General features: G+C 34.5%; 16 protein-coding genes. 8 read left to right on the forward strand and 8 right to left on the reverse strand.

Annotated elements, in window-relative coordinates; translation table 11 throughout:
- Nucleotide 1: 1 nt before the first annotated feature.
- From GQ47_RS06625 to GQ47_RS06650, 6 genes are all read right to left on the reverse strand, one after another.
- Nucleotides 2–949: a glycoside hydrolase family 43 protein gene (locus GQ47_RS06625; protein ID WP_035646469.1), complete on the reverse strand. Its 948-nt coding sequence runs from the start codon at nucleotides 947–949 to the stop codon at nucleotides 2–4.
- Nucleotides 950–1,125: 176 nt separating this feature from the next.
- Complete coding sequence (locus GQ47_RS06630; protein ID WP_051951393.1) at nucleotides 1,126–2,751, reverse strand: arabinan endo-1,5-alpha-L-arabinosidase; 1,626 nt, start codon at nucleotides 2,749–2,751, stop codon at nucleotides 1,126–1,128.
- A gap of 12 nt (nucleotides 2,752–2,763) precedes the next feature.
- A complete protein-coding gene (locus GQ47_RS06635) occupies nucleotides 2,764–4,311 on the reverse strand; it encodes an alpha-N-arabinofuranosidase (protein ID WP_035646472.1) in 1,548 nt (515 codons plus the stop codon).
- A gap of 61 nt (nucleotides 4,312–4,372) precedes the next feature.
- Nucleotides 4,373–5,383 carry an arabinan endo-1,5-alpha-L-arabinosidase gene (locus tag GQ47_RS06640; RefSeq protein ID WP_051951395.1) on the reverse strand — a complete coding sequence of 337 codons (1,011 nt, stop codon included), beginning with the start codon at nucleotides 5,381–5,383 and terminating at the stop codon, nucleotides 4,373–4,375.
- A 132-nt stretch (nucleotides 5,384–5,515) separates the two neighbouring features.
- Entirely contained in the window at nucleotides 5,516–7,078 is a 1,563-nt protein-coding gene (locus GQ47_RS06645) for a RagB/SusD family nutrient uptake outer membrane protein (protein WP_035646475.1), read from the reverse strand.
- Between the two features lie 30 nt (nucleotides 7,079–7,108).
- Nucleotides 7,109–10,153 (reverse strand): SusC/RagA family TonB-linked outer membrane protein, encoded by a 3,045-nt coding sequence (locus tag GQ47_RS06650; protein ID WP_081909322.1) that lies wholly within the window; start codon nucleotides 10,151–10,153, stop codon nucleotides 7,109–7,111.
- Between the two features lie 558 nt (nucleotides 10,154–10,711).
- Here GQ47_RS06650 and GQ47_RS06655 point away from each other — a divergent pair.
- Nucleotides 10,712–11,401: an NUDIX hydrolase gene (locus GQ47_RS06655; protein WP_035646480.1), complete on the forward strand. Its 690-nt coding sequence runs from the start codon at nucleotides 10,712–10,714 to the stop codon at nucleotides 11,399–11,401.
- 255 nt (nucleotides 11,402–11,656) lie between these two features.
- On the opposite strand, the gene fsa is transcribed toward GQ47_RS06655, so the two are convergent.
- Both fsa and GQ47_RS06670 read right to left on the reverse strand, forming a co-directional pair.
- Entirely contained in the window at nucleotides 11,657–12,313 is a 657-nt protein-coding gene (gene fsa, locus GQ47_RS06660) for a fructose-6-phosphate aldolase (protein WP_035646483.1), read from the reverse strand.
- A 307-nt stretch (nucleotides 12,314–12,620) separates the two neighbouring features.
- Nucleotides 12,621–13,619, reverse strand: a complete 999-nt coding sequence (locus GQ47_RS06670) for a GntR family transcriptional regulator (RefSeq protein WP_035646488.1) — start codon at nucleotides 13,617–13,619, stop codon at nucleotides 12,621–12,623.
- 102 nt (nucleotides 13,620–13,721) lie between these two features.
- On the opposite strand from GQ47_RS06670, the gene GQ47_RS06675 reads away from it, so the two are divergent.
- The 7 genes from GQ47_RS06675 (at nucleotide 13,722) to GQ47_RS06705 (ending at nucleotide 23,290) form a co-directional block, all read left to right on the forward strand.
- On the forward strand, nucleotides 13,722–14,774 hold the full coding sequence (locus GQ47_RS06675) for an aldose epimerase family protein (RefSeq protein WP_035646490.1): 1,053 nt from the start codon (nucleotides 13,722–13,724) through the stop codon (nucleotides 14,772–14,774).
- Nucleotides 14,775–14,779: 5 nt separating this feature from the next.
- Nucleotides 14,780–15,817, forward strand: coding sequence for a glycoside hydrolase family 53 protein (locus GQ47_RS06680; protein ID WP_035646492.1), 1,038 nt, complete (start codon nucleotides 14,780–14,782; stop codon nucleotides 15,815–15,817).
- 171 nt (nucleotides 15,818–15,988) lie between these two features.
- On the forward strand, nucleotides 15,989–18,331 hold the full coding sequence (locus GQ47_RS06685; RefSeq protein ID WP_035646495.1) for a glycoside hydrolase family 2 protein: 2,343 nt from the start codon (nucleotides 15,989–15,991) through the stop codon (nucleotides 18,329–18,331).
- Nucleotides 18,331–19,491, forward strand: a complete 1,161-nt coding sequence (gene galK, locus GQ47_RS06690) for a galactokinase (RefSeq protein WP_035646497.1) — start codon at nucleotides 18,331–18,333, stop codon at nucleotides 19,489–19,491. Before GQ47_RS06685 ends, galK begins: the two co-directional genes overlap by 1 nt.
- Before the next feature lie 17 nt (nucleotides 19,492–19,508).
- The gene (locus tag GQ47_RS06695) at nucleotides 19,509–20,558 is read left to right on the forward strand and encodes a UDP-glucose--hexose-1-phosphate uridylyltransferase (protein WP_035646500.1); all 1,050 of its coding nucleotides are present in this window, start codon (nucleotides 19,509–19,511) and stop codon (nucleotides 20,556–20,558) included.
- A 288-nt stretch (nucleotides 20,559–20,846) separates the two neighbouring features.
- The gene (locus GQ47_RS06700; RefSeq protein WP_035646502.1) at nucleotides 20,847–22,532 is read left to right on the forward strand and encodes a sodium/sugar symporter; all 1,686 of its coding nucleotides are present in this window, start codon (nucleotides 20,847–20,849) and stop codon (nucleotides 22,530–22,532) included.
- Nucleotides 22,533–22,684: 152 nt separating this feature from the next.
- Entirely contained in the window at nucleotides 22,685–23,290 is a 606-nt protein-coding gene (locus GQ47_RS06705) for a hypothetical protein (protein ID WP_035646504.1), read from the forward strand.
- The last annotated feature ends 8 nt before the right edge of the window (nucleotides 23,291–23,298 follow it).

The following is a 23,298-nucleotide window of genomic DNA, read 5'->3' on the forward strand; positions in this document are numbered from 1 at the left end:
ATTATTCTGTAATTCCTTCAGATGTCATAACTACTCTTTTCATTGTTCCGTCTTTGTTATAAAATAATTTATCAACGCAGACCGATCTTCTGAAACTTCCTCCATGCGGAATTGACGCTCCGTTGTGATAAATAAAATACGATTGTCCTTTAAAATCAATTATTGACTGATGATTGGTATTACTGTTCCCTGCCAATTCATTCAAAATTCCTTTGAATTCCCATGGACCATTTATTGATTTGCTCATGGCGTAGGCGATTTTCTCTGGAAATTCGTAAGCGTATGACAAATAATACCAGTCTTTATGTTTATGAATCCACGGTGCTTCTGTATAATTTGGAAGTTTTATGTGATGAATTTCTCCGTCTATTTCCGTCATATTCTCTTTTAATTTGGCGTAATGACAGGCAGTATTTCCCCAAAACAAATACGCTTGTCCATCAGTATCGATATAAACCGTCGGGTCAATGTCGTCCCAGCTTATATTGGTATATTTGGTCATGTCATTTGTAATTAAGGCTTTTCCTAAAGCATCTTTAAAAGGACCAATCGGGCTATCTGAAACCGCAACACCAATAGATTTTCCAGGAATTGTTCCGTGTTCAACCGTTACATACCAATAAAATTTTCCATTTCTTTCAATTACTTGCGAAGCCCAAGCATCACTTTTTGCCCATTTAAAATCAGTTACTTTTAAGGGAACTGGATGCGATTCCCATTTTTTCATATCCGAAGAAGAATAAACAACCCATTCATTCATCTTATAAAAATTAAAGTCGTTTGGCGCTTCATCATGACCAGCATACAAATACACTTTGTCTTTGTAAACCAATGCCGCAGGATCGCCTGTATATTGATCTTTTATAATTGGATTATTGAATTTTACCGATTGTGCATTTCCCGCTATCGATAAAACTAAAATGAAAAGGCTTGTAAATAGGTTCTTCATTATGATTTTGTTTTTACCACGAATTGCACAAATTTTCTCAAATTTTAATTTGTTGGAATTTGTACAATTCGTGGCTTATTTTTTCTCTCGCAGATTGAGCAGATTTTTATTTTAGAATTTTAAAAATTGTAATTTTCTAATTTTCTAATTTTCTAATTTTCTAATTTTCTAATTTTCTAATTAATCTTTTTACCCCAAACAGGCAATCCAGCTGCTGTATATCCGGAATAACTCAAAGTCACTTTTCTGGTTGCTAGTTCCCAATCCCAAGCATCGGATACATTACATTTTACTCCGTTTACCGTTAAGATTTTTTTAGTGCTGTCATACGACCAAGTTCCTGTTGCGTCACCACTTACTTTTTTATCGGCAGTCAAATAAATTGTTCCTGCTTTTTGCATGGTTTTGTATTGGTAATTCATTGTGATTTGTTCCCAAGTTCCTACGAAATTTGCATCGGTAATTGTGGTTGTCGGAACTCCTGCATAACGCTCCGCTTCGACAACTGGCCAGCCATCTTCTGTCCATTGAATGGCGCGAACGTGTCCCATCATTACCGCATTTGAAACTGCAATTCCAGCAACACCTTCAGGCAAACGTGCTTGAGAAGCATAATACCATTGCTTCGTATCTGGATTCTGAAAAACAGCACAATGCGAGAATCCAACCCAACCTGTATGATTTTTAAATTGGTATGGATGCGTTACCATTGGATAACATTCTGATCCAGTTGTGATACTGCTTCCGCTGATTGTCAAGTAAGGACCTAAAATACTTTTTGAACGTGCAACACGGGTATTATAAGCAACCGACAATTCATCATATGCCAAAAACAAATAGTAATATTGTGTGTCTGGATTATAGATAATTTCTGGTCCTTCAAGGGCTTGCCAGCGATTTGTGCTCACGTTTCCGCGACCTGCAATTCGAACTCCGTAATCGTCAATTGTTTTTAATTTTGCTGGTTTTCCGGTTGCTGGATCTAGTTTTAAAGCTGCGATTCCTGAATGCCAAGAACCATAAATTAAATACTGATCGCCTTCTGGAGTCTGAATAAAACTCGGGTCGATGGCGTTGAATTTAAAATAAGCATCCCAATCGTTTCCGCCGTTTCGAACGTAACTTTTTACTCCGTCTGGCTCAGAACAAACTACCATTCCTTTATCAACCCAATTATTTGAAGCCAAATCATCTGTTTCGGCCAAACCAATAAAAGCACGCTCTGACCAAGAAGTATTGGTATCTGTTCCTGTAATTGGATTCGTTACGACAATGCTGTAATACATTCTGAATTTGTTTCCGACTTTTCGAACGCATGGCGCCCAATATCCGTAACTCGGATTTGTGATTGGAGGAAGTGCCGGATTCATTCTGGCTCTTTTGTTATTCAAAGAATCTTTTACCCAAGCTGGAGCTGTAGTCATCGAAGATCCCATAAATTCCCAATTGATTAAATCTTTTGATCTTCTGTAGAAAAAATGTCCGTTGCCTTCGTGTGCATTTCCGTAAGAAGCATCAGTTTGGTACATATAATAATATTCTCCAGATTTTTCTACAGATGGATCGTGCACGTTAGCCAAATTCCATTGCGATCTGTTTCCCCAACTTGAAATTGAAGTATAATTATCAGCATAAGTTGGCCCCGGAAAAGCTGGTGTAACCACTGGCGGATCGACCACTACCGGCGGATCTGGAGTTACTGGTGTATCCGGACTGTCACTTGAACAGCCAAATACCAATAACGCACCTAAAAACAATCCGATATATGGCGCTATTTTTAGAATGGAATTTGATTTTTTCATGTTTTTATCTTTTTATTTTCCTTCTAAAACAACAACTGAGAAAGGAGGAATTGTGATTTCAAGTTTTCCTTTTTTGTTTTCGAAACCTTTAAAAACTGTTGGAACAATTTTATTTGGTGTATCGAATGAATTGTAATCTTGTAATTTAGCCGATGTTAAAACTATTCCTGTGAAGTTTTTAACGCCAAGTTCGTTTACATCAATTTCTATTTTGTTTTTGTTTTTTGCATCAACATTTACTAAAGAAATATGAACTGCTCCATTTTTATCTTTTGATGCTGCTGCTGAAACGGCAGGAAGTGTTTCTCCATTAAATGTATAATTTGGTGAAGTAAAACTTACCGGCAATAATTTTGCATCTTGATGAACGCTATACATTTTCATTACATGATAGGTTGGCGTTGTAATCATTTTTGCTTTATCTGTTAAGATTACAGCTTGTAAAACATTTACACATTGTGCTAAGTTTGCCATTTTAACTCTGTCAGCATGGTTATTGAAAATATTCAATGTTGCTCCAGCTAAAACTGCATCACGCATTGTATTTTGCTGATATAAGAAACCTGGATTTGTTCCTTTTTCAACTTCGTACCAGCCTCCCCATTCGTCTACAATCATGGCAACTTTTTTCTGTGGATCGTATTTATCCATGATAGCGGCATGTTTGGTAACCAATTCTTCCATTTTTAAAGCCGATTTCATTGTTTTGAAATAACCTTCTTCTGTAAAATCTCTGTCATCACCTTTTTTAGCCCATTCAATTACAGCATAATGGTGAACACCAAGTCCGCCTAACATATTATTTGGAATGTTTTTCATTAAAACTTCTGTCCAATTATAATCGGCACTGTTTGAACCTGACGCAATACGCGTTAATCCACCAGTATTTTCCCAATCCGACATGAATGTTGCAAATTTTCTATATTCTCCAGCATAATATTCTGCTGTCATATTTCCTCCGCATCCCCAGGCTTCATTTCCAATTCCCCAAAATTTAACTTTCCAAGGTTCTTTTCTTCCATTTTTTACACGCAAATCGCTCATCGGACTTTTGCCTCCAAAATTCGTGTACTGAACCCAATCCGCTAATTCCTGAACGGTTCCGCTTCCAACATTTCCTGATAAATAAGGTTCTGCTCCTAGAAGTTCACACATGTTTAGGAAATCGTGAGTTCCAAAACTGTTGTCTTCTGTTACACCGCCCCACCATTTGTTTACAATAGTTGGTCTTTGTTCTTGCGGGCCAATTCCATCTTTCCAATGGTAAGTATCGGCAAAACATCCGCCAGGCCATCTTAAATTCGGAATTTTTAAATCTTTTAAAGCAGCGATAATGTCATTTCTAACTCCTTTTGTATTTGGTATTTTTGAAGTATCTCCAACAAAAAATCCGCCGTAAATACAACGTCCTAAATGTTCGGCAAAATGTCCGTAAATGTTTTTGTTGATTACCGGAGCATCAGCATTATTTTTTATGGTTACAACTGTGGTTTGATTTTGGGCAAAACTAACCTGATTACAAAGGGTAATAAGAAATGTGATTAAAAGTGCTTTTTTCATAATGGTTTTATAAAGTTTATAAAGAGGAAAGCTTTTGAGAACTTTCCTCTAAATATTAAAATTAATAAGAAAGTGTAGGCCATCCTGATGACCAAGTAAAATATACAATTTCTAGTTTTGGATTTCCGCTATCGGCTCCGTCATAATAATGAACAGCTCCTTTTTGGGTTCCTACTATTCTTGACAAATGTCCAGGGCCAATATAGTTTCCTTGAGTTGCTAAAACAGTTGTGCCTCCGCCATTTGTTAAAGCTACTCCGTTTTTATCCAGATAAGGTCCATATACATTTGTTGAGCGTCCAACTACAATATAATAAGTGCTATTAACACCGTTACAGCAAGTTCCTCTGTTTACAAACATATAATAGTAACTTCCTTCTTTTATTAAACAAGGAGCTTCCCAAGATGCGCTGTTTCCGCCAGCAACTATTGTTCTTGTTGCGCTAGGTTTTCCTGTTGAAACGTTTATTGGAACAACTCCAATTCCGGCATGCCAAGAACCATAAGCCATGTAAACATTTGAACCATCAACTAAAATTGAAGGGTCGATTGCATTTACATCTGAAGCAGTTGAAGAAGAAACTACAACGCCTCTGTCTGTCCAGGTTGTTCCTGCGCTTTGTGAAATTGCAGGTGTAGTAACCAATCCAATTGCAGAAGTCGCTGATCCAAAAGTGGAACAAGAGTAATACATGTTCCATCGATTGTTAAACCAAGCTACATCTGGCGCCCAAAATGTTTTGGTAAAACCCGGTACATATCCTGCAATCCAACTTGGCGTTGACGAGAAGACTGATGTCCCCCAAGTCCAGCTTGTCAAATTTGTTGAATATGTCATTGGAATATTATCTCCTGTTGTGAAAACATAATAATTCACACCGCTTTTTACTATTGTGCTGGGATCATGCGAAGGGACATTTCCGCTGACCGTTTTTGCTGTTAAATTTTTTACCTGAGAATTTTGAGTTTCTACTGTTGCAGACGCCTCATCATTCGAAGGGATTATAGTATCTTCATTTTGACAACTTCCTAATAATATTGCGAATAAAACCAAACTTGCAATTGTTTTCATTTGTTATAATTTTAGTAAATGTTAATAAATTAAACTCTCTATAATCTCATGCTCTTTTAAAGATAATATCACATGGCAAACTTTATAAATCTGCCATATGATATTAGGTATTCTAACTAATTCAAATAAATATTAATAACTATCATTTTGTTTTGTTCCCGGGTTGTTATCCATTTCCAATTGTGGAATAGGGAAAAATTCTCTTCCTGGCGCATATGAGTTAAACTCAACATCTCTTGTTTTTAACCAAGCTAGTTTTGTAGCATCCTGCAACCATCCCCAACGACGGATATCGTCAAAACGGTGTCCTTCAAGAGGGAATTCTAAGAATCTTTCGTGTCCAATTTGATCTCTCATTTGAGCCTGATTCATTCCTGGTTTTGCTGTTGCTAAATCTGGCAAGTTCACTCTGTTTCTTACCATTTGAATATACGTGTAAGCTCCAGGAGTATCTCCGGTTTCATTTAAAGTTTCAGCATACATTAATAAGATATCAGCATATCTTAACAAACGTTCGTTAATTCCTGATCTCCAATCGTATTCATCGGCAAATTGACCATCTGAATTTTGGTATTTTCTGCAGAAGATATCATTTAAATCGGCTGGACTTGTTGCATAAAAAGTGGCAAAATCTTTTCCGTACAATTGCATTCCGCCTGGTTTATTATAAAATATTGTCGCGTCTAAACGAGGATCTACAGCATTTGTTTTTGTTTTTTCCTGCTGATATTCATTAAATAATGTCCATGAAGGCTGAACGTCTGTCCATCCAAAAGCTCTTGGTGCATATGTAATAGCGCGGGCAGAAGTTTTTCCCCAACCTGAAGCAGGTGCACCGCCCCATCCTAAATCAACTCCACCTGCATCTCTACTGAATTGCACTTCAAAAAGAGATTCAGAATTGTTTTCATTTGTAGTAGTAAAGTTGTCTCTGTAGTTTGAAACTAATGAGTAAACTCCTAAATCAATTACTTGTTTGAAAGTTGTTTTTGCGTTTGCAAAATCTTTAGTAAACAAATAGGCTTTTCCTAAATATCCTAAGGCGGCTCCTTTTGTTGCGCGTCCTTTTTGCCCTTTATCTATTCCTGTAATTGCGTCATAAGATGTTGGAAGCAATTCGGCAGCAGCCTTAAAATCGGCAATAACCTGAGCCCAACCTTCTGCTTCTGTTTTTTGTGGAGTGTAAAGTTTTATTTCTGTTGGCAACGGAACATTTTTAAACATGTTTACTGCATGGAAGAAATATAGACCTCTTAAAAAATAAGCTTGTCCTAAAATTCTGTTTTTAAGAGCTGCATCTTCAAATTGTATTTCTGGAACATTTGTCAAAACTTGATTTGCACGGTAAATTCCCTGATAATAGGTTTCAAAAGCCCAACCGTAAATTGCAGGATCTGTTGGGTTTGAGTTGAAACGACCTACATTGTACATCGCTCCCCAAGGGCTATTACTGCGCGTATCATCACCTTTTAAATCTAAAAGCAATGGCGTGCTTCTCATATAAGTTCCATCTGTAAGCAAACTTCCGTAAGCGGCATTTACTCCTTCGATAGCATCTTGATCTGTTTTCCAAAATGAACCTGCAGTTTCAACGTTTGGGTCCACCTGGTTCAAGTCTTCATTATCAACACAGCTTGTGGTAACAAGTGCTAATGAAAAGAAAACTGTTATATAGTTAAATACTTTATATTTCATTTTAATTCGTTTTAAATTGGTTAGGCTAGTTTAAAAAGTTACTTCAACACCCAAAGAAATTGTTCTTGGATTTGGGAATGATCCAGCATCATATCCTCTAGAGAATAATCCATCATTGTAATTAAAATCTGGATCGTAACCTCTGTATTTGCTAATGATCCATAAGTTTTGACCATTTACATATACTTTCGCTCTTTGAATAAACAAATCTTTTGGCATTGGAATTGAATATCCTATTTCCAATGTCTGCAATTTGATATAATCACCACTTTCAATAAATCTGTCAGAATCTCTTGCGTTTCCGTTTGGATCTCCAATAATCGGACGAGGAACATTTGTATTTGTATTTGTTGGCGTCCAGTAGTTCAATGCGTCCACACTATGATTTCCATATTGCTCTGTCATTAAATTACGATACAATCCGTTGAATACTTTGTTTCCTCCTGAACCTTGCCAGAACATAGAGAAATCCCAATTTTTATAATTTGCACCAAAATTGATTCCGTAGCTGTATTTCGGAATTGTAACTCCCATAAACTTTCTATCAGCATCTGTAATCTGGCCGTCACCATTTAAATCAGCGAATTTAAGATCTCCAACACCTGCATTAGTCTGAGTTGGTGAAGAAGCTAAGTCCGCAGCATTTTGGAAAATTCCAGCAACTTGATACGTATAAAGTTCTCCGATAGATCTTCCAACTTCTGTTTTTGAAGCTGCTCCATAAATTGGATTTCCGTCAAGACCAATTTGTAAAACCTCATTTTTCAAGGTTCCTAAGTTTGCCGAAATATTGTATTTAAATTCGTGGTGATTGTTGTTGTACGTTGCTGTAAACTCAAAACCACTGTTTTTAACCGCTCCTGCATTTGTTGTAATACTTGCTGGGAATGCTCCAGTTGAATAAGGCAACGGAACTCCAATCAATAAATCTGTTGATTTTTTCTGATAGTACTCAGCTGTAATCTGTAAATCGTTATCTAAGAATCCAAGCTCAACAGCAACGTTTGAAGTAGCTGTTTTTTCCCAGTGAACATTTGGGTCAATAGCACTTACAACTGTAGTTCCAGGCGCTAAAGTATTATTGAAATCGTATCCTGCAAAAGCATTGATCGTTGGCGAATATGCATAAACACCAAGTGTATTGTTTCCTAATTCTCCGTAACCTCCTCTTAATTTAATTGTGTTAAACCAATCTGGCAAATGGATGAATTTCTCGTTGCTTAATTTCCAAGCTCCAGAGAAAGAGTAGAAATTTGCTGTATTATTGTCTTCACTAAAAAGAGACGTTTTGTCTTGTCTGAAGTTTCCTGTAATGAAATAACGATCATCGTAAGAATAATTCAAACGGCTTAAGTAAGAGATATTTGTAAGTGTGTTTTTGTATTCACCAGCACTTGTAGCATCAGCATATTGAATTTGGCTGATTTCGCCTGGCGTGTATCCAACACCTCTTGACCAATGTCTGTAGTAATCATTTCTTTCTTGAATCCATCCGCCTAAAGCATCGATTTTATGTTTGTCCAAAGTAATTTCGTAAGTCAATAAATTGTTTACGAAAGTTCTTTGTTGGTTTCCATTATCAACATCTAAAGAAGCTTCATCATTTGTTGTAATATAATACCATCCCAAATCACTTGGCGGAATGAATTTTCTATTTTGAAAATCTAATCTATCGTAGCTTAAATCTAATTTGTATTTTAAGCCTTTGATAATTTCCAATTCTCCCCAAAGATCCCCAATAAAACGGCTTCTTTGTCCATTGTTTGTAATCAGATTATTATATCCAATAACGTTCATAGAGATTGCTCTCTGTGTTAAGTTGTCAGTTCCACCGTAACCACCAAGTCTTTTTGAATCGTAAACTGGCATTGTTGGAACCGCTCCTAATAAATCAACAATTGCAGATTGTCCACCATTGTATTCATTAAAGTTTTCTTTACCTGATTTTGTATATCCAATTTTTGAACCGTATTTGAATTTTCCTTTTTTACCATATAAATTCAAATTCATAGAATATCTTTCGTAATCTTGAGGCGAATTCAAATAACTTGTATTTTTGAAATAATCTGTATTTAAGTTGTAGCCCAACGTTTCAGCTCCTCCACTAAAAGTAAGCGAGTGATTTTGAACAAGACCTGTCTTAAAAGCTTCTTTTTGCCAATTTGTATCTACATTTTTAATGTATGAAGGGCTGTTTGGATCATTTCCTGGCGCAATTCCTAATCCAGCATTTTGTTCAGCAGCCGATGTGATTTTTTGATACCCTACACGATCCGTTACATCCCATGTTTTAGCTACATTCTGAAAACCTACAAGCGATTTGTATTTAATGTCCAGTTTGCCTGACTTACCTTTTTTAGTCGTAATAATTATAACTCCATTTGCTCCCTGAACTCCATAAATAGCGGCTGCAGATGCATCTTTTAAAACCTGCATCGATTCGATATCTCCTGGTGCAAAGTCATTCGGATTTGATACGATCATTCCGTCAATAACAAAAAGAGGGTTGTTATTTGTAAACGAGTTGATACCTCTAATCTTAACATTCACAAATCCTCCAGGCTCTCCTGATGATTGCACGGTTACACCCGCAACCTGTCCCTGAAGCATTTTTGCAGGATCATACGTTACGGTTTTCTTAGCCGCTTCCATATCAACTACACCAATTGAACCGGTAAGATCGGCTTTCTTTTGTGTACCGTAACCTACCACTACTACTTCATTAAGTTTATTTGTGTCTTCTCTTAAGGCAAGGTCAATTTTTGATTGATTTCCTACTGTGATTTCTTGGTTCTGAAATCCTATAAATGAAAAAACTAAAACATCGTTTGGTGATGCCTTAATCGAATACTCTCCATCAAAACCAGTTGTTGTAACGGTTTTGGTTCCTTTTATCATAATATTCACTCCCGGCAATGGTAATTTGTCCTGAGCCGAGGTAACAACTCCGCTAATCGCTTTGCCTTGAGCCGACATTTGATTAGCAGAGAATAATAGCATCATTAATGCTAAAAGCCATTCTTTTTTTGGCAACAAAAAGTTGCAATAAAAAAATAATCGTTGGTTTGTTATCATAAGGTTTAATTAAGTTGGTTAGTGTATAATTATAAGTGTTAATTTTACATTTGTAAATTTAACTAAAAAAAAACCTCAAAAACAAATTAATATGGCAAAAAAACCGCTTAAAAAAAATACATATCATAAATTAAGTGTGAAATACACATTAATAAATTGATGTTTTTTTCAAAAAAAAGACCTTTTTAAAGAGTTATTTGTGTAAAATTTACACTTTTTATCAAAAAGCCACTTTTTAATCAAAAAAACGACTTCTGAAAAAAAAATTATAAATAGGCTGTTTTAGAATAATTTGCGGTTTAAAACATATTTTATTTGTAAATAAAATCTTGTTTATGAAGTTTAATTTTCTGCAAGAATTGCTTCGAATATTAAAAAAACACCTTATTTTTGTTTCGAAAACGTTTGAAAATGATAAAATAAGCTTCTATTTGCTGTTTTATTATGATTTGTTTTAACTTCTTTTTTTGATAATTTTTGGTTTTAAGTGTGAAATCTACATTAATAAATTATGAAACGTATTAGGAAGTTTATATATTTACCACAAAATATAGATTTATGCTAAACAGTTATAGCTCTGCTGATAAAGCGTTATTAGCGGTAGATTGTATCATTTTTGGTTTCGACAATCAGGGTTTAAAAATACTTTTGATCAAAAGGGACTTTGAGCCAGAAAAGGGCAAATGGTCTTTGATTGGGGGGTTTTTAAAGCGTGATGAAGTACTGGATAATGCCGCGACAAGAATTTTAAATACATACACAGGTTTAAACGATATTTATATGGAGCAGCTTTATGCATACTCTGAAATTGATCGAGACCCTGTTGAAAGAACCATTTCGGTTTCCTATTATGCTTTGATTAATATCGAAAATCATAATGCTGAATTGATTAAAAATTATCATGCGCAATGGTTTAGTATTACCGATGCGCCAAATCTGATTTTTGACCACAACGAAATGGTGGAACATGCCATTAGAAGACTTCGATACAGAACTTCGATAAAACCAATCGGATTTGAATTGTTGCCGGAGAAATTCACCATGCGTCAATTATTAGAATTGTATGAAGCTATTTTGAGCAAAGAATTAGACAAACGAAACTTTATAAGCAAAATCAATTCTTTAGAAATCCTGAATAAACTGGATGAAAAAGATATGGGATCTTCTCGTAAAGGATCTTACCTCTATACTTTCAATAAAGAGAAATATGAAGAAAAATTACTTAACGATTTTGTGCTGAATTTATAAATGATTGGCCCGCAGATCGAGCGGATCAAACTGATTTACACAGATTATTTTTTATATTTTAAAAAAAACAAAACCCTGAAAGCCACAAACTTTCAGGGTTTTTACTTCAATAAAACTACTTATTAAAAAACTAAACAAATTTTCTTTTTAAAATTGCCCGCAGATTACACCGATTAAACGGATTACCACAGATTAAGTTTTTATAGAAAAACCGTGAAAACCTGTTTCATCCGTAGAACCCGTGGGCCATAAAAATTAACTATTCCCTTTTTGGTAATCTGCTAAAAATTGTGCTAAACCAATGTCTGTCAACGGATGTTTCAACAACCCTTCAATTGCACTTAATGGTCCGGTAATAACATCAGATCCAATTTTTGCACAATTGATAATGTGCATTACGTTACGAACTGAAGCTGCCAAAATTTGAGTTTCATATCCAAAATTGTCATAAATCAATCTGATTTCTTCAATCAAATTCATCCCGTCAGTCGAAACATCATCCAAACGCCCGATAAACGGAGAAACATAAGTTGCTCCAGCTTTTGCAGCCAATAACGCCTGACCTGAAGAAAACACCAAAGTACAATTGGTTCTAATTCCTTTATTGGCAAAATATCGGATTGCTTTTACACCGTCTTTTATCATCGGGATTTTAACTACAATCTGAGGATGCAACGCTGCTAATTTTTCGCCTTCGGCAATCATACCTTCAAAATCGGTCGAAATTACTTCGGCACTTACATCGCCTTCTACCAATTCACAAATTTTTATGTAATGGTCTAAAATGTTCTGCGCTCCTGTTATTCCTTCTTTCGCCATTAATGACGGATTTGTAGTTACTCCATCTAAAACCCCTAAATCATTGGCTTCTTTAATATCTTTTAAATTTGCTGTATCTATAAAAAATTTCATTTGTCTTTTTTTTGATTGGTTATAATGTTTTCTGTGCCGCTATTTTTAATAGAAAATCCGGAATTTCAAATAAAAAAATGGCCTTAAAATGTTTCTTTTTACAGAATTTCGAAAGAAAATCATTCTGTCAAAACGAAATAAATAATAAGTGTAAAATTTACATTTACAAATGTATGCAAAATAATTCCACAAAAACAAAAAAATTGTTTCCTTATTTTTTTAATTAAAAAGATGCTGATTTATCAAGCAAAAAGAAATTTGCTTGAAATATAATTTAGAAGAAAAAGAAAATACTCTTTTTTGAAGATTACAAAGAATTACGCATAATCAAAGACGATTTGTTCTCGATTTGTTCTTTTTTTCCTTTCAAAACCATTTCGGCTAAAATTTTTCCCATCGTTTCAAAATGAGTCGAAATTGTTGTAATTCCGTTTGCTACGATCTTTTTTAATCGTGTTTCGTTATAAGAAATTATTCCGAAATCAATTCCTAATTTCAAATTCTGATTTCTTGCATTCTCAATTACATGAACCAATTCACGATCAGTTGGAATAATATAAACATCGCCAATATTGATTTTTCGATCTGTAAATTCGTTTATAATTTCATATTCAAAATTGTATTCGTAACAAAAAGCCTCAAAACCCAATTTCATACCAAGCGGCTCTCTAAATCCGGGGAAAATTAAAATCAGTTTTTTGTAGTTTTTCAATCTTCCTTTTGCGTTATACAAACCTTCAAAAATATCTTTTTCGTGATTTTGATAAATAGCAGGATACGCTTTCAAATCGGGATTGGTCTGATCCAGTATAATAACATCACCTACTGGTAGGGTTTTTATTGAAGCCGCTGTATCAAGCAAATTTGTTGGCATGATAATATATTTTGTGTAATTGCCATTACTGTCATTTATGAGCTTTTGAAAAACCTGAATATTGAAATGATGAAAGAAAATATCGACCTGAACATTTTTTCCGATACTTTTTAAAAACGAATTATAAATGTCTTCCTTGAAAATATTCAATTCATCAAAAAGTAAAAAAACCTTCTGTTTTATAGTGGTTTCAACGCTTTTAACATAATAACCTTTGCCAGGAATGGCGTAAATAATTCCTCTTTTTTTCAATTCGTCATAGGCTAATAAAACCGTATCGCGTGACAATGAAAAAGCCAGACAAACTTTATTGACCGACGGAAGACGATCGCCTTTCACCAATTTTTCTTCATCAATCGCCTTTTCAATTGAAAGAATTATCTGCTTATATTTTGGCAAGCCAATGTTATTCTGGATAGAAATAATATTCATGGAAATTGAAATTTTGGCGCAATATACGAAAAACTGGTAGGTACTGGTATGCAAAAGTAGAAAATGTTTCTAATTTTGAATTTCACTTTTGTCAAAAATACCATGGAAATAAAACATATATCGCATTTTCAAGATTCATCTGCTTTCAAATCGTTTGGTTTAACCCTTGATAACGAAGAAATTCTCTCTTTTGAATTATCAAATAAAAACGGAATGAAAGTACAGTTGATCAATTACGGAGCGACTGTTACTTCGCTGCAAATTCCTGTTGATGGAAAACTGGTTGATGTGGTTTTAGGTTTTGATACATTAGAATCTTATATCGCTTCATACAATTTGCCGAGCGCTCCATATTTCGGAACAACTGTTGGCCGTTATGCAGGAAGAATTAATAAAGGTGTTTTCACATTAAATGGAAAAACATTTCAATTGGCAGGAAATAATAATGGAAATGCTTTACATGGCGGAAATGTTGGTTTTGGAAAAAAAGCATGGAATGTAACTGATATAACTTCTGGTGAAAATCCATCAATTACTTTTAGTCTTTTAAGTGAAGATTTGGACCAAAATTATCCGGGTGCTTTGCACGTTGATTTAAAATATATGTTGACAGAAGCAAACGAACTTCAATTGGAATACAAAGCAACAACTACTGAAGATACAGTAATTAATTTAACGCATCACAGTTATTTCAACCTAAATGGTCACGATTCGACTGTTTTGGATCAGGAAATGACAATTGTTTCGGATAAATTTTTAGAAACAGATTCAGATAATATTCCGACAGGAAAATTCACAGCTGTTTCTGGTCATAGTTTTGATTTTAGAACAGTAAAAAACTGTCCGGCATCAATTGACAATTCATTTGTAATTGAACCTTCAAATGAGGTTGTAGCAACATTATACAGTCCGAAAACAAAATTAAAAATGAGTGTTTACACTGATCAGCCAAGTGTGCATATATATGTAGGCGGAAATTGTTTTGACACTTTGAAAGGAAAAGAAAATGCAAATTATCATCCGTCAAGCGGAATTTGTTTTGAAACACAAAATTTTCCCGATGCGCCAAATCAGGAACATTTTCCAAATTCAGTTTTGAAAAAAGGAGAAGAATATCACCAAAAAACAATATACAAATTTGAAAATGTAATTTAAGATTTATGAAGAAGATCAAATTATTATTAAGCCTTTTTGCTGTTGCTGTTTTTGCTTCGTGCACTACAACAAAAGACAGCAAGGAAACAAAATCTCAAGAAAAAGGTTTTGCAAAAGGAGCCGATGTTGGCTGGCTTCCGCAAATGGAAGCAACAGGTTATAAATTTTATGATATAGACGGAAAAGAAAAAGACTGTCTGCAATTATTGAAAGACAGAGGAATCAACACGATTCGTTTGCGCGTTTGGGTAAATCCGAATAATGATAAAGCAAGCGGACATTGCAGTCCGGAAGAAACAGTTGTGATGGCAGTTCGTGCTCAAAAAATGGGAATGCGCATTATGATCGATTTTCATTACAGCGATTCTTGGGCAGATCCTGGGAAACAAAACAAACCTGCCGCTTGGGCAAAACATTCATTTGCTGAGCTTTTAAATGATGTTTACAATCACACTTTTGATGTATTGACTTTATTAAAAAAGGCCGGCGTTACTCCAGAATGGGTTCAGGTTGGAAATGAAATTCCGGGTGGAATGCTTTGGCCGGAAGGAAGTTCAGACAATTTTGGACAATTGGCACAATTACTTAATAAAGGTTATGATGCAACAAAAGCAATCGATTCAAAAATAAAAGTGGTCGTGCATCTTGACGAAGGAAATAAAAGCGAAAAATTCAGATGGTTTTTTGACAAAGCAACTACTAATAACGTGAAATACGATGTAATTGGAATGTCATATTATCCATACTGGATTAAAACCGATTACAAAAGCACCATTTTAGATTTAGAAAACAATCTGAAAGATATGGCTTCACGTTACAATAAAGAAGTGATGGTAGTTGAAGTTGGTGGTGATTATACTTTGGTACAAAACACAAAGGAAATGCTTGAAGCTACTATAAAAGCGGTTAAAAGTGTTCCGAATAACAAAGGTTTAGGCGTAATTTATTGGGAACCAGAAGGCGAAAAAAGCTGGAGCGGTTATCAATTAAGTGCTTGGCTTTCTGATGGAAAACCTTCACCGGCTTTGGATGCTTTTAAATAATAAACAATTAAAAATTTACCATTAAGGCATTAAGGCTCATTAAGCTTTGTGTTGAATGAAAGATCATTAAGTTTTGTGTTTACTTAAAATACATTTATAGCTTGGCTTAATTCTCTTGACAAAGCTTAGACTTAATTTTCTTAATATCTTAATGGTTAAAAAAAACAGAAAATGAAATTAATTTTTAAATCCATATTCTTCCTATTTCTACTGAATTTTTCTTTCGGGAAAGTTCAGGCACAGTCACGCACAAAAGTAAATTTTGGTGCCGACTGGGAATTTAAAAGAGAAGAAACTCCAGCTCAGGATTGGGAAAAAGTAACGATTCCGCATACAGCCAGACTTGAAAAACTAGTTGTAATTAAACAATTTCAGGGAACGTCTTGGTATCAGAAAAAATTCAAAACAACAATTTCAAAAGATCAAAAAGCCTTTATCTATTTTGAAGGCGTGATGCAAGAAGCAGACGTTTGGATCAACGATAAAAAAGTAACCAATCACAAAGGCGGTTATTTGCCTTTTACTGTTGATGTTACGCCATATTTGAATGCCAACAATGAAAACACAATTAAAGTAAAAGTCAACAACGAAGACAATCCTGATTTTTTACCTGGAAAACCAATCAAGGATTTAGACTTTAATTATTATGGTGGAATTTATAGAAATGTTTATTTCGTTACCACTTCAAAATTACACATTACAGATGCTGTAAATGCTAATAAAGTGGCGAGCGGCGGTCTTTATGTAAACTTCAAAAACATTACAAAAACCGAAGCTTCAGGAACGGTTCAGGTGCATTTGCAAAATGATTTTGAAGCAGAACAAAAAGCATCTTTAAAATTTATTTTAACGGATAATAAAGGCAAAAAAACCGAAATCAAATCGGATAATTTTTCGGTTAAACCGAATGCTGATTTTGTCTTGACTCAAAATATTTCGGTTGCAAATCCAAAATTATGGTCGATTCACAATCCGAATTTATACAAATTAGAAGTTCAGATTATTTCGAATAATAAAGTTGTAGATTCTCATTCTGAAAAAATCGGAATCAGAAAATCAGAAATAAAAGCCGATGGTTATTATTTGAATGACGAAAAAATCTACATAACTGGAACAAACGAGCATCAGGAATATCCTTATTTAGGATATGCCATTTCTGATGAAGCACAATATCGTGATGCAGTAAAAATCAAAAATGCCGGTTTCGATTTTGTACGTATGTCACATTATCCGCACGCCGAAGCTTTCTTAAATGCTTGCGACGAATTGGGAATTTTGGTTATGAACAGTTTAACGGGCTGGCAGTTTTTTGGCGGAGAACAATTTCAAAAAAGCGCGTATCAGGACATTCGCGATATGGCAAGAAGAGACCGAAATCATCCGAGTATTATTTTCTGGGAAGCTTCATTAAACGAAACCAATATGTCGCCAGAATTTATGAAAGAAGCGACAAAAACACTTAAAGAAGAATTGCCTTTTGATCATAATTACAGTGCAAGCTGGATTGACAACGACAATTACGACATCTTTATTCCGGCGCGCCAGCATGCAAAAGCGCCAGATTATTGGACAAAATACAACAAAGGAAATCGTAAAATTTTCATTGCCGAATATGGTGATTGGGAATATTATGCTCAAAACGCAGGTTTCAATCAAACCGAATTTGCCAACTTAAAAGAAGAAGAAAGAACATCAAGACAATTGCGCGGAGCCGGAGAAAAAAGACTTTTACAACAAGCTTATAATTTTCAGGAAGCTTCAAATTCTAACCGAAAAGGAGCATCAACAATTGGAGAAGCAAACTGGGTTATGTTTGATTACAACCGAGGTTACAGCCCAGATTTAGAAAGTTCTGGAATCAGTGATATTTTCAGAATTCCGAAGTTCGCTTACTATTTTTATCAAAGTCAGCGCGATGCTAATGTGGTTTTGGATAAAAAATTATTCTCTGGACCAATGGTCAATATTGCCAATTTCTGGACGCCAGAATCGCCATTAAATGTTACCGTTTACAGCAATTGTGATGAAGTGGCTTTATATGTAAATGATATTTTAATTTCTAAGGAAAAACCAACTTTAAATAACAACAGCGACAAACTGGAACATGCTCCGTTCATTTTTAAAGTGAGCGCATTTCAAGCGGGGACTTTGCGCGCTGAAGGATTTATCAAAGGAAAAAAAGTGGCTTCAAACAGTGTGAAAACGCCAGAAAAAGCTTCAAAAATTGAATTGAGTTATGATCTTTCTTCGGTAAAAATCAATCCGGAATTTCCAGATATGGTTTTCGTTTATGCCAAAATTACTGACGCAAACGGAACAATAATTCCAACTGCTACAAATGAAGTAACTTTTACTTTAAGCGAAGGAAATGCAGAGATTATTGGTCAAAATCCTGTTCAGGCCGAAGCCGGAATTGCAACCATTATTCTTAAAACCAAAGACCTGAAAAAGAAAATTGTGCTAAAAGCAACATCAAATAATCTACAAGACAACACTATTACAATTACTAAATAATGAATGAGATTTTAATTCAAAACACCACTGCATTTTTTGAGAAAACTTTCGGGTCTGCTCCTCAAAAAATTGTACTTTCTCCAGGACGAATCAACATCATTGGAGAACATATTGATTATAACGACGGTTACGTTTTGCCAGCCGCAATTGACAAAGTAATTTGTTTTGCTTTTGAGAAAAACAATACTCAAAAATCTAAAATAATCGCCATCGATTTAAATGAAGAATTTGAAATTGATTTGACAGAGAAAGTTGAATTGAATGATGCCGTTTGGACAAATTATATTCGTGGCGTTATCAAACAACTTCAGGATAATGGTTTTGCTTTTGAAGGTTTCAACTGTGTTTTCAGTAGTAATATTCCGGTTGGTTCTGGATTGTCTTCTTCGGCAGCTTTAGAATGCGGAATGATTTTCGGAATTGCAGCACTTTTCGACTTAAAAACTGAAAAGAAAGACATAGCATTATTAGGACAAAAAGCTGAACACTGGGTTGGAATCAACTGTGGAATTATGGATCAGTTCTCAAGTGTTCACGGACTTGACAACAAAGTAATTAAATTAGATTGCAACACTTTGGAATTTGAATATCACAATGCCGATTTCAAAGATTATTCTTTGATTTTAATGGACAGCAACGTGAAACATTCTCTTTTCACTTCAGAATATAATACAAGAAGAATCGAGTGCGAACAAGGTTTAGCGATTATAAAACAACATTTTCCAGAAGTAAAAACTTTTAGAGACTGTAAAGAAGAACAGCTTTTAAGCATTCAGGATAAATTTGATTCAACTGTTTTTAAAAGAGTGCATTTTGTTGTAAAAGAAATCAACCGAGTAATCAAAGCATGTGAGGCGCTTGACAAAGGAAATATAGAACTTTTAGGACAATTGCTTTTTGAAACACATTATGGTTTATCACAGGAATATGCAGTAAGCTGCGAAGAATTGGATATGCTTGTAGATACTGCAAAAGCTGATGATGCGGTAATTGGTTCTCGTTTAATGGGCGGTGGTTTTGGTGGCTGTACGATAAATTTAATTAAAAAAGGATATGAAAATGAGATAAAACGTAAGTTTTCAAATCTTTATTTAGATACATTTGGAATTGAATTAAAATTCTATGATGTAAAAATATCAAACGGAACACAACTACTTTAATACCACAACACATTACAATGAAAAATTTTGACATTAACGAAGATCCTCACAGACGTTTTAACCCTTTAATTAACGAGTGGGTTTTAGTTTCACCTCATCGCGCAAAACGTCCTTGGCAAGGGCAAAACGAAACTATCGCTACTGAAGCTTTGCCAAAGTATGATCCAACTTGTTACTTATGCCCTGGAAATGTTCGTGCCAACGGAATGAACAATCCGAAATATGAAAGCAGTTTTGTTTTCGAAAATGATTTTGCTGCCATGAAACAGGATGAAATTATTTTTGAAGAAGATATCAAACACACTTTCTTTAAAGCAAAACCAGAACAAGGAATTTCAAGAGTAGTTTGTTTTTCGCCAAGACACGATCTGACTTTGCCAGAAATGGAAGTTGATGGAATTGAAAATATCATCAGAACATGGCAAAAAGAATATACTGATTTAGGAAATATTAAATATATCAACCACGTTCAGATTTTTGAAAATAAAGGAAGCGTTATGGGTTGCTCTAACCCGCATCCGCACGGACAAATTTGGGCGCAATCCTCTTTGCCAACGCAAGTTGAAAAAACACAAAACAGCTTAAAATCTTATTTCGATAAAAACAACAGAACGCTTCTTGAAGATTATCTTCAGGCTGAATTAAAATCAGGTGAACGTATTGTAATCGAAAACGATCATTTTGTGGCATTAGTTCCGTTTTGGGCAATCTGGCCTTATGAAACCATGATTTTAAGCAAAAGAGCTTTTGGAAAAATTACTGATTTTACTTCAGAAGAAACAACTGCTTTTGCTAAAATCTTAAAACAGCTTACAATTAAATACGATAATTTATTCAGTACTTCTTTTCCATATTCATCAGGAATTCACCAAGCGCCGACAGATGGCTTGAAACATCCTGAATGGCATTTCCATATGCATTTTTATCCACCATTATTGAGATCGGCAACGGTTAAAAAATTCATGGTTGGTTATGAAATGATGGGCGAATCACAAAGAGACATAACTCCTGAAAAAAGTGCCGAAATTTTAAGACAGCAGTCAGATGTACACTATAAAAGTCTTTAAAAATAGACTTGAAATTGTGTCAAAATCGAAACTGTTTTAAAATTTAACATAATAAATCGATTATAAATGTAAAAAACACATTTGTAAATGGTGTAGATATGGAATTTTATTATACTTTTGGCTTTCGTTCTTATTTTCATAAAAAAATAACAGAATAAAAACAGATATCTTAGTTTTAACAAGATAAAACAACAAAATAATAGGTTTCGGAAATTATAATTAAAAATGAATTCATAAAACCACTTTACAAACAATCACCTATACTAATTTTTTAAAATACTATTAACAATGAACCAGAACCTCGCTTTCGCCGATTATGCGGTTTTTATTATTTATTTCATCGTAGTTTCTGCCTACGGTTACAGTGTTTACCGCAAGCGTAAACAAGACGAACATGATGCTAAAGCTTATTTCTTGGCTGAAGGAAACTTAACTTGGTGGGCTATTGGAGCATCATTAATTGCCTCAAATATTTCAGCTGAACAATTCATCGGAATGAGCGGTGAAGGTTTCTTTTTAGGAATCGCTGTTGCTGCTTATGAGTGGCTTGCTGCTGTTGCCTTAATTATAGTAGCAGTTTGGTTTATTCCTGTTTATCTTAAAAATAAGATTTACACGATGCCCCAATTCTTAAAAACACGTTACAACGAATCGACTGCTTTGATTATGGCAGTTTTCTGGTTGTTTTTATATGTTTTTGTAAACTTAACTTCTATTCTTTATTTAGGAGCTGTTGCTATTAACGGACTTGCAGGTGGTCAATATCTGCACGTAATCATGATTGGATTGGCTGTTTTTGCTTTATTCATCTCTTTAGGAGGTATGAAAGTTGTAGCTTATACAGACGTTATTCAGGTTGCGGTTTTAATTATTGGAGGTTTGGTAACTTCTTATATTGCTTTGACTACTGTTGGACAATATTTTGGAGTTGGAGAAAATGCAATTGCAGGTTTTAAAGTTTTAATGAAAGAAGCTCCTGAGCATTTCAAAATGATTATCCCAAAACCAACTGCAACTTCATCTCAATTGGAGATCGATAAATATTTAACTTTCCCAGGTTTGATGTCTTACCTTGCTGGTATCTGGATCATCAACTTAAACTATTGGGGATGTAACCAATACATTACACAAAGAGCTTTAGGTGCTGATTTACAAACAGCACGTACAGGTATTTTATTTGCTGGTATGCTAAAATTATTAATGCCTTTAATTGTAATGCTACCTGGTATTGCGGCTTACGTTTTATACCAAAACGGACATTTACCTCAACTAGTTGGAGGAAAAGATGGAGCTTACTCAGCTGTATTGACTTTCTTGCCAACAGGTTTAAAAGGACTTTCTGTAGCCGCTTTAACTGCTGCAATTGTAGCTTCGTTAGCTGGAAAAGTAAACAGTATCTCGACTATTTATACATTAGACGTTCATAAAAAATACATCCAAAAAGAAGCGGGTGAAAAACAACAAGTAAACATTGGTAGAATTGCGGTTTTTGCTGCAATGCTTTTAGCTGTATTATTTACATGGAATGATATTTTAGGAATTGGCGGAGTTGGTGGATTCACTTACATCCAAAAATACACTGGATTCATTAGCCCTGGAGTTTTTGCTATGTTCTTCTTAGGTATGTTCTGGAAAAGAACAACTGGAACTGCAGCTATCGTAGGTGTAATTTTAGGATTTGTTTTATCTGTTTTATTCAACGAATATGCACCTGCTTTATTCGGAAACGACACGTTACTTTATACTGCTTATCCTAACGGAAAAGGAGCTTTTGAAATTCCTTTCCACATTTGTATGGGATTATCATTCTTCTTTACAATGTTAGCGATGATCGGAATCAGTTTTGCTGGTCCAAAAGTAAATCCAAAAGCGTTTGAAATTGACTCTGAAATGTTTAAAGTAAAACCACAAACTACAGTTTTAATCGTAATTACATTATTGATTATTGTTGCACTGTACGTTAAATTCTGGTAGTATAATTTTTTACTATATTATTTTTTGAAGATTAAAAGGCTGTTTGATGATTAAACAGCCTTTTTTTATTTGATAAAATTTTAAAAGAAAAAACCATAATCTGACCGATTTGGTTATTTTTGGCCAAAAAAATAAACTAACAAACCTAACAAATGAAAAAACTAATTATTGCCTGCTTCTTTATTTCAGCAACTGCCTTCTGCCAGGATATGGAAGTTTTAAATGGAAGCTTTGACTTTTTAAAAGATCAAAAAGAAATCAACGTAGAATTTGATTATAGCAATTTTACTATGATGAAAGAAAATAAACCGGAAGCACAATATGTTGAAGAACATAAAGCTGATTTAGATAAAAAAGCAAAAGGAAACGGAAATCTTTGGCACAAAAGATGGGTCGTTGCTAAAGACCAAATCTGGACTCCAAAATTTTTAGAAATCGGAAATGTTGTATTAGCCAAAGCAGGTAAAGAAGTAAATTTTCAGGAAGGCTTAAACACTCCTTATACTTTGATTGTAAAAACAGTTTGGATTTACCCAGGTTGGGATGCTGGAATCATGAAGCAACCAGCAAAAGTTACGACTGTTTTGTCTTTTGTAGAAACAACCAACAAGTCTAATGTTTTATTAGAAATTTCAAGTATGGAAGCTCCGGGAGATCAATGGGGAAATAATTTTAATAACGAAACCAGAATTGGAGAAGGATATGCTAAAACAGCAAAATCATTATCTAAACTTTTATTGAAAAAAGCATTCAAATAAAATCATAA

Source organism: Flavobacterium sp. ASV13 (assembly GCF_000745775.1).
GTDB lineage: Bacteria > Bacteroidota > Bacteroidia > Flavobacteriales > Flavobacteriaceae > Flavobacterium.

What these genes read in the sequence shown, in the direction of transcription:
- GQ47_RS06695 (WP_035646500.1), top strand. Translation starts at nt 19,509, where the DNA reads ATGAAAAATTTTGACATTAACGAAGATCCTCACAGACGTTTTAACCCT.
- fsa (WP_035646483.1), bottom strand. Translation starts at nt 12,313, where the DNA reads ATGAAATTTTTTATAGATACAGCAAATTTAAAAGATATTAAAGAAGCC.
- GQ47_RS06700 (WP_035646502.1), top strand. Translation starts at nt 20,847, where the DNA reads ATGAACCAGAACCTCGCTTTCGCCGATTATGCGGTTTTTATTATTTAT.
- GQ47_RS06635 (WP_035646472.1), bottom strand. Translation starts at nt 4,311, where the DNA reads ATGAAAAAAGCACTTTTAATCACATTTCTTATTACCCTTTGTAATCAG.
- GQ47_RS06650 (WP_081909322.1), bottom strand. Translation starts at nt 10,153, where the DNA reads ATGATAACAAACCAACGATTATTTTTTTATTGCAACTTTTTGTTGCCA.
- GQ47_RS06670 (WP_035646488.1), bottom strand. Translation starts at nt 13,619, where the DNA reads ATGAATATTATTTCTATCCAGAATAACATTGGCTTGCCAAAATATAAG.
- GQ47_RS06680 (WP_035646492.1), top strand. Translation starts at nt 14,780, where the DNA reads ATGAAGAAGATCAAATTATTATTAAGCCTTTTTGCTGTTGCTGTTTTT.
- GQ47_RS06640 (WP_051951395.1), bottom strand. Translation starts at nt 5,383, where the DNA reads ATGAAAACAATTGCAAGTTTGGTTTTATTCGCAATATTATTAGGAAGT.
- GQ47_RS06630 (WP_051951393.1), bottom strand. Translation starts at nt 2,751, where the DNA reads ATGAAAAAATCAAATTCCATTCTAAAAATAGCGCCATATATCGGATTG.
- GQ47_RS06675 (WP_035646490.1), top strand. Translation starts at nt 13,722, where the DNA reads ATGGAAATAAAACATATATCGCATTTTCAAGATTCATCTGCTTTCAAA.
- GQ47_RS06655 (WP_035646480.1), top strand. Translation starts at nt 10,712, where the DNA reads ATGCTAAACAGTTATAGCTCTGCTGATAAAGCGTTATTAGCGGTAGAT.
- GQ47_RS06705 (WP_035646504.1), top strand. Translation starts at nt 22,685, where the DNA reads ATGAAAAAACTAATTATTGCCTGCTTCTTTATTTCAGCAACTGCCTTC.
- GQ47_RS06645 (WP_035646475.1), bottom strand. Translation starts at nt 7,078, where the DNA reads ATGAAATATAAAGTATTTAACTATATAACAGTTTTCTTTTCATTAGCA.
- GQ47_RS06625 (WP_035646469.1), bottom strand. Translation starts at nt 949, where the DNA reads ATGAAGAACCTATTTACAAGCCTTTTCATTTTAGTTTTATCGATAGCG.
- GQ47_RS06685 (WP_035646495.1), top strand. Translation starts at nt 15,989, where the DNA reads ATGAAATTAATTTTTAAATCCATATTCTTCCTATTTCTACTGAATTTT.
- galK (WP_035646497.1), top strand. Translation starts at nt 18,331, where the DNA reads ATGAATGAGATTTTAATTCAAAACACCACTGCATTTTTTGAGAAAACT.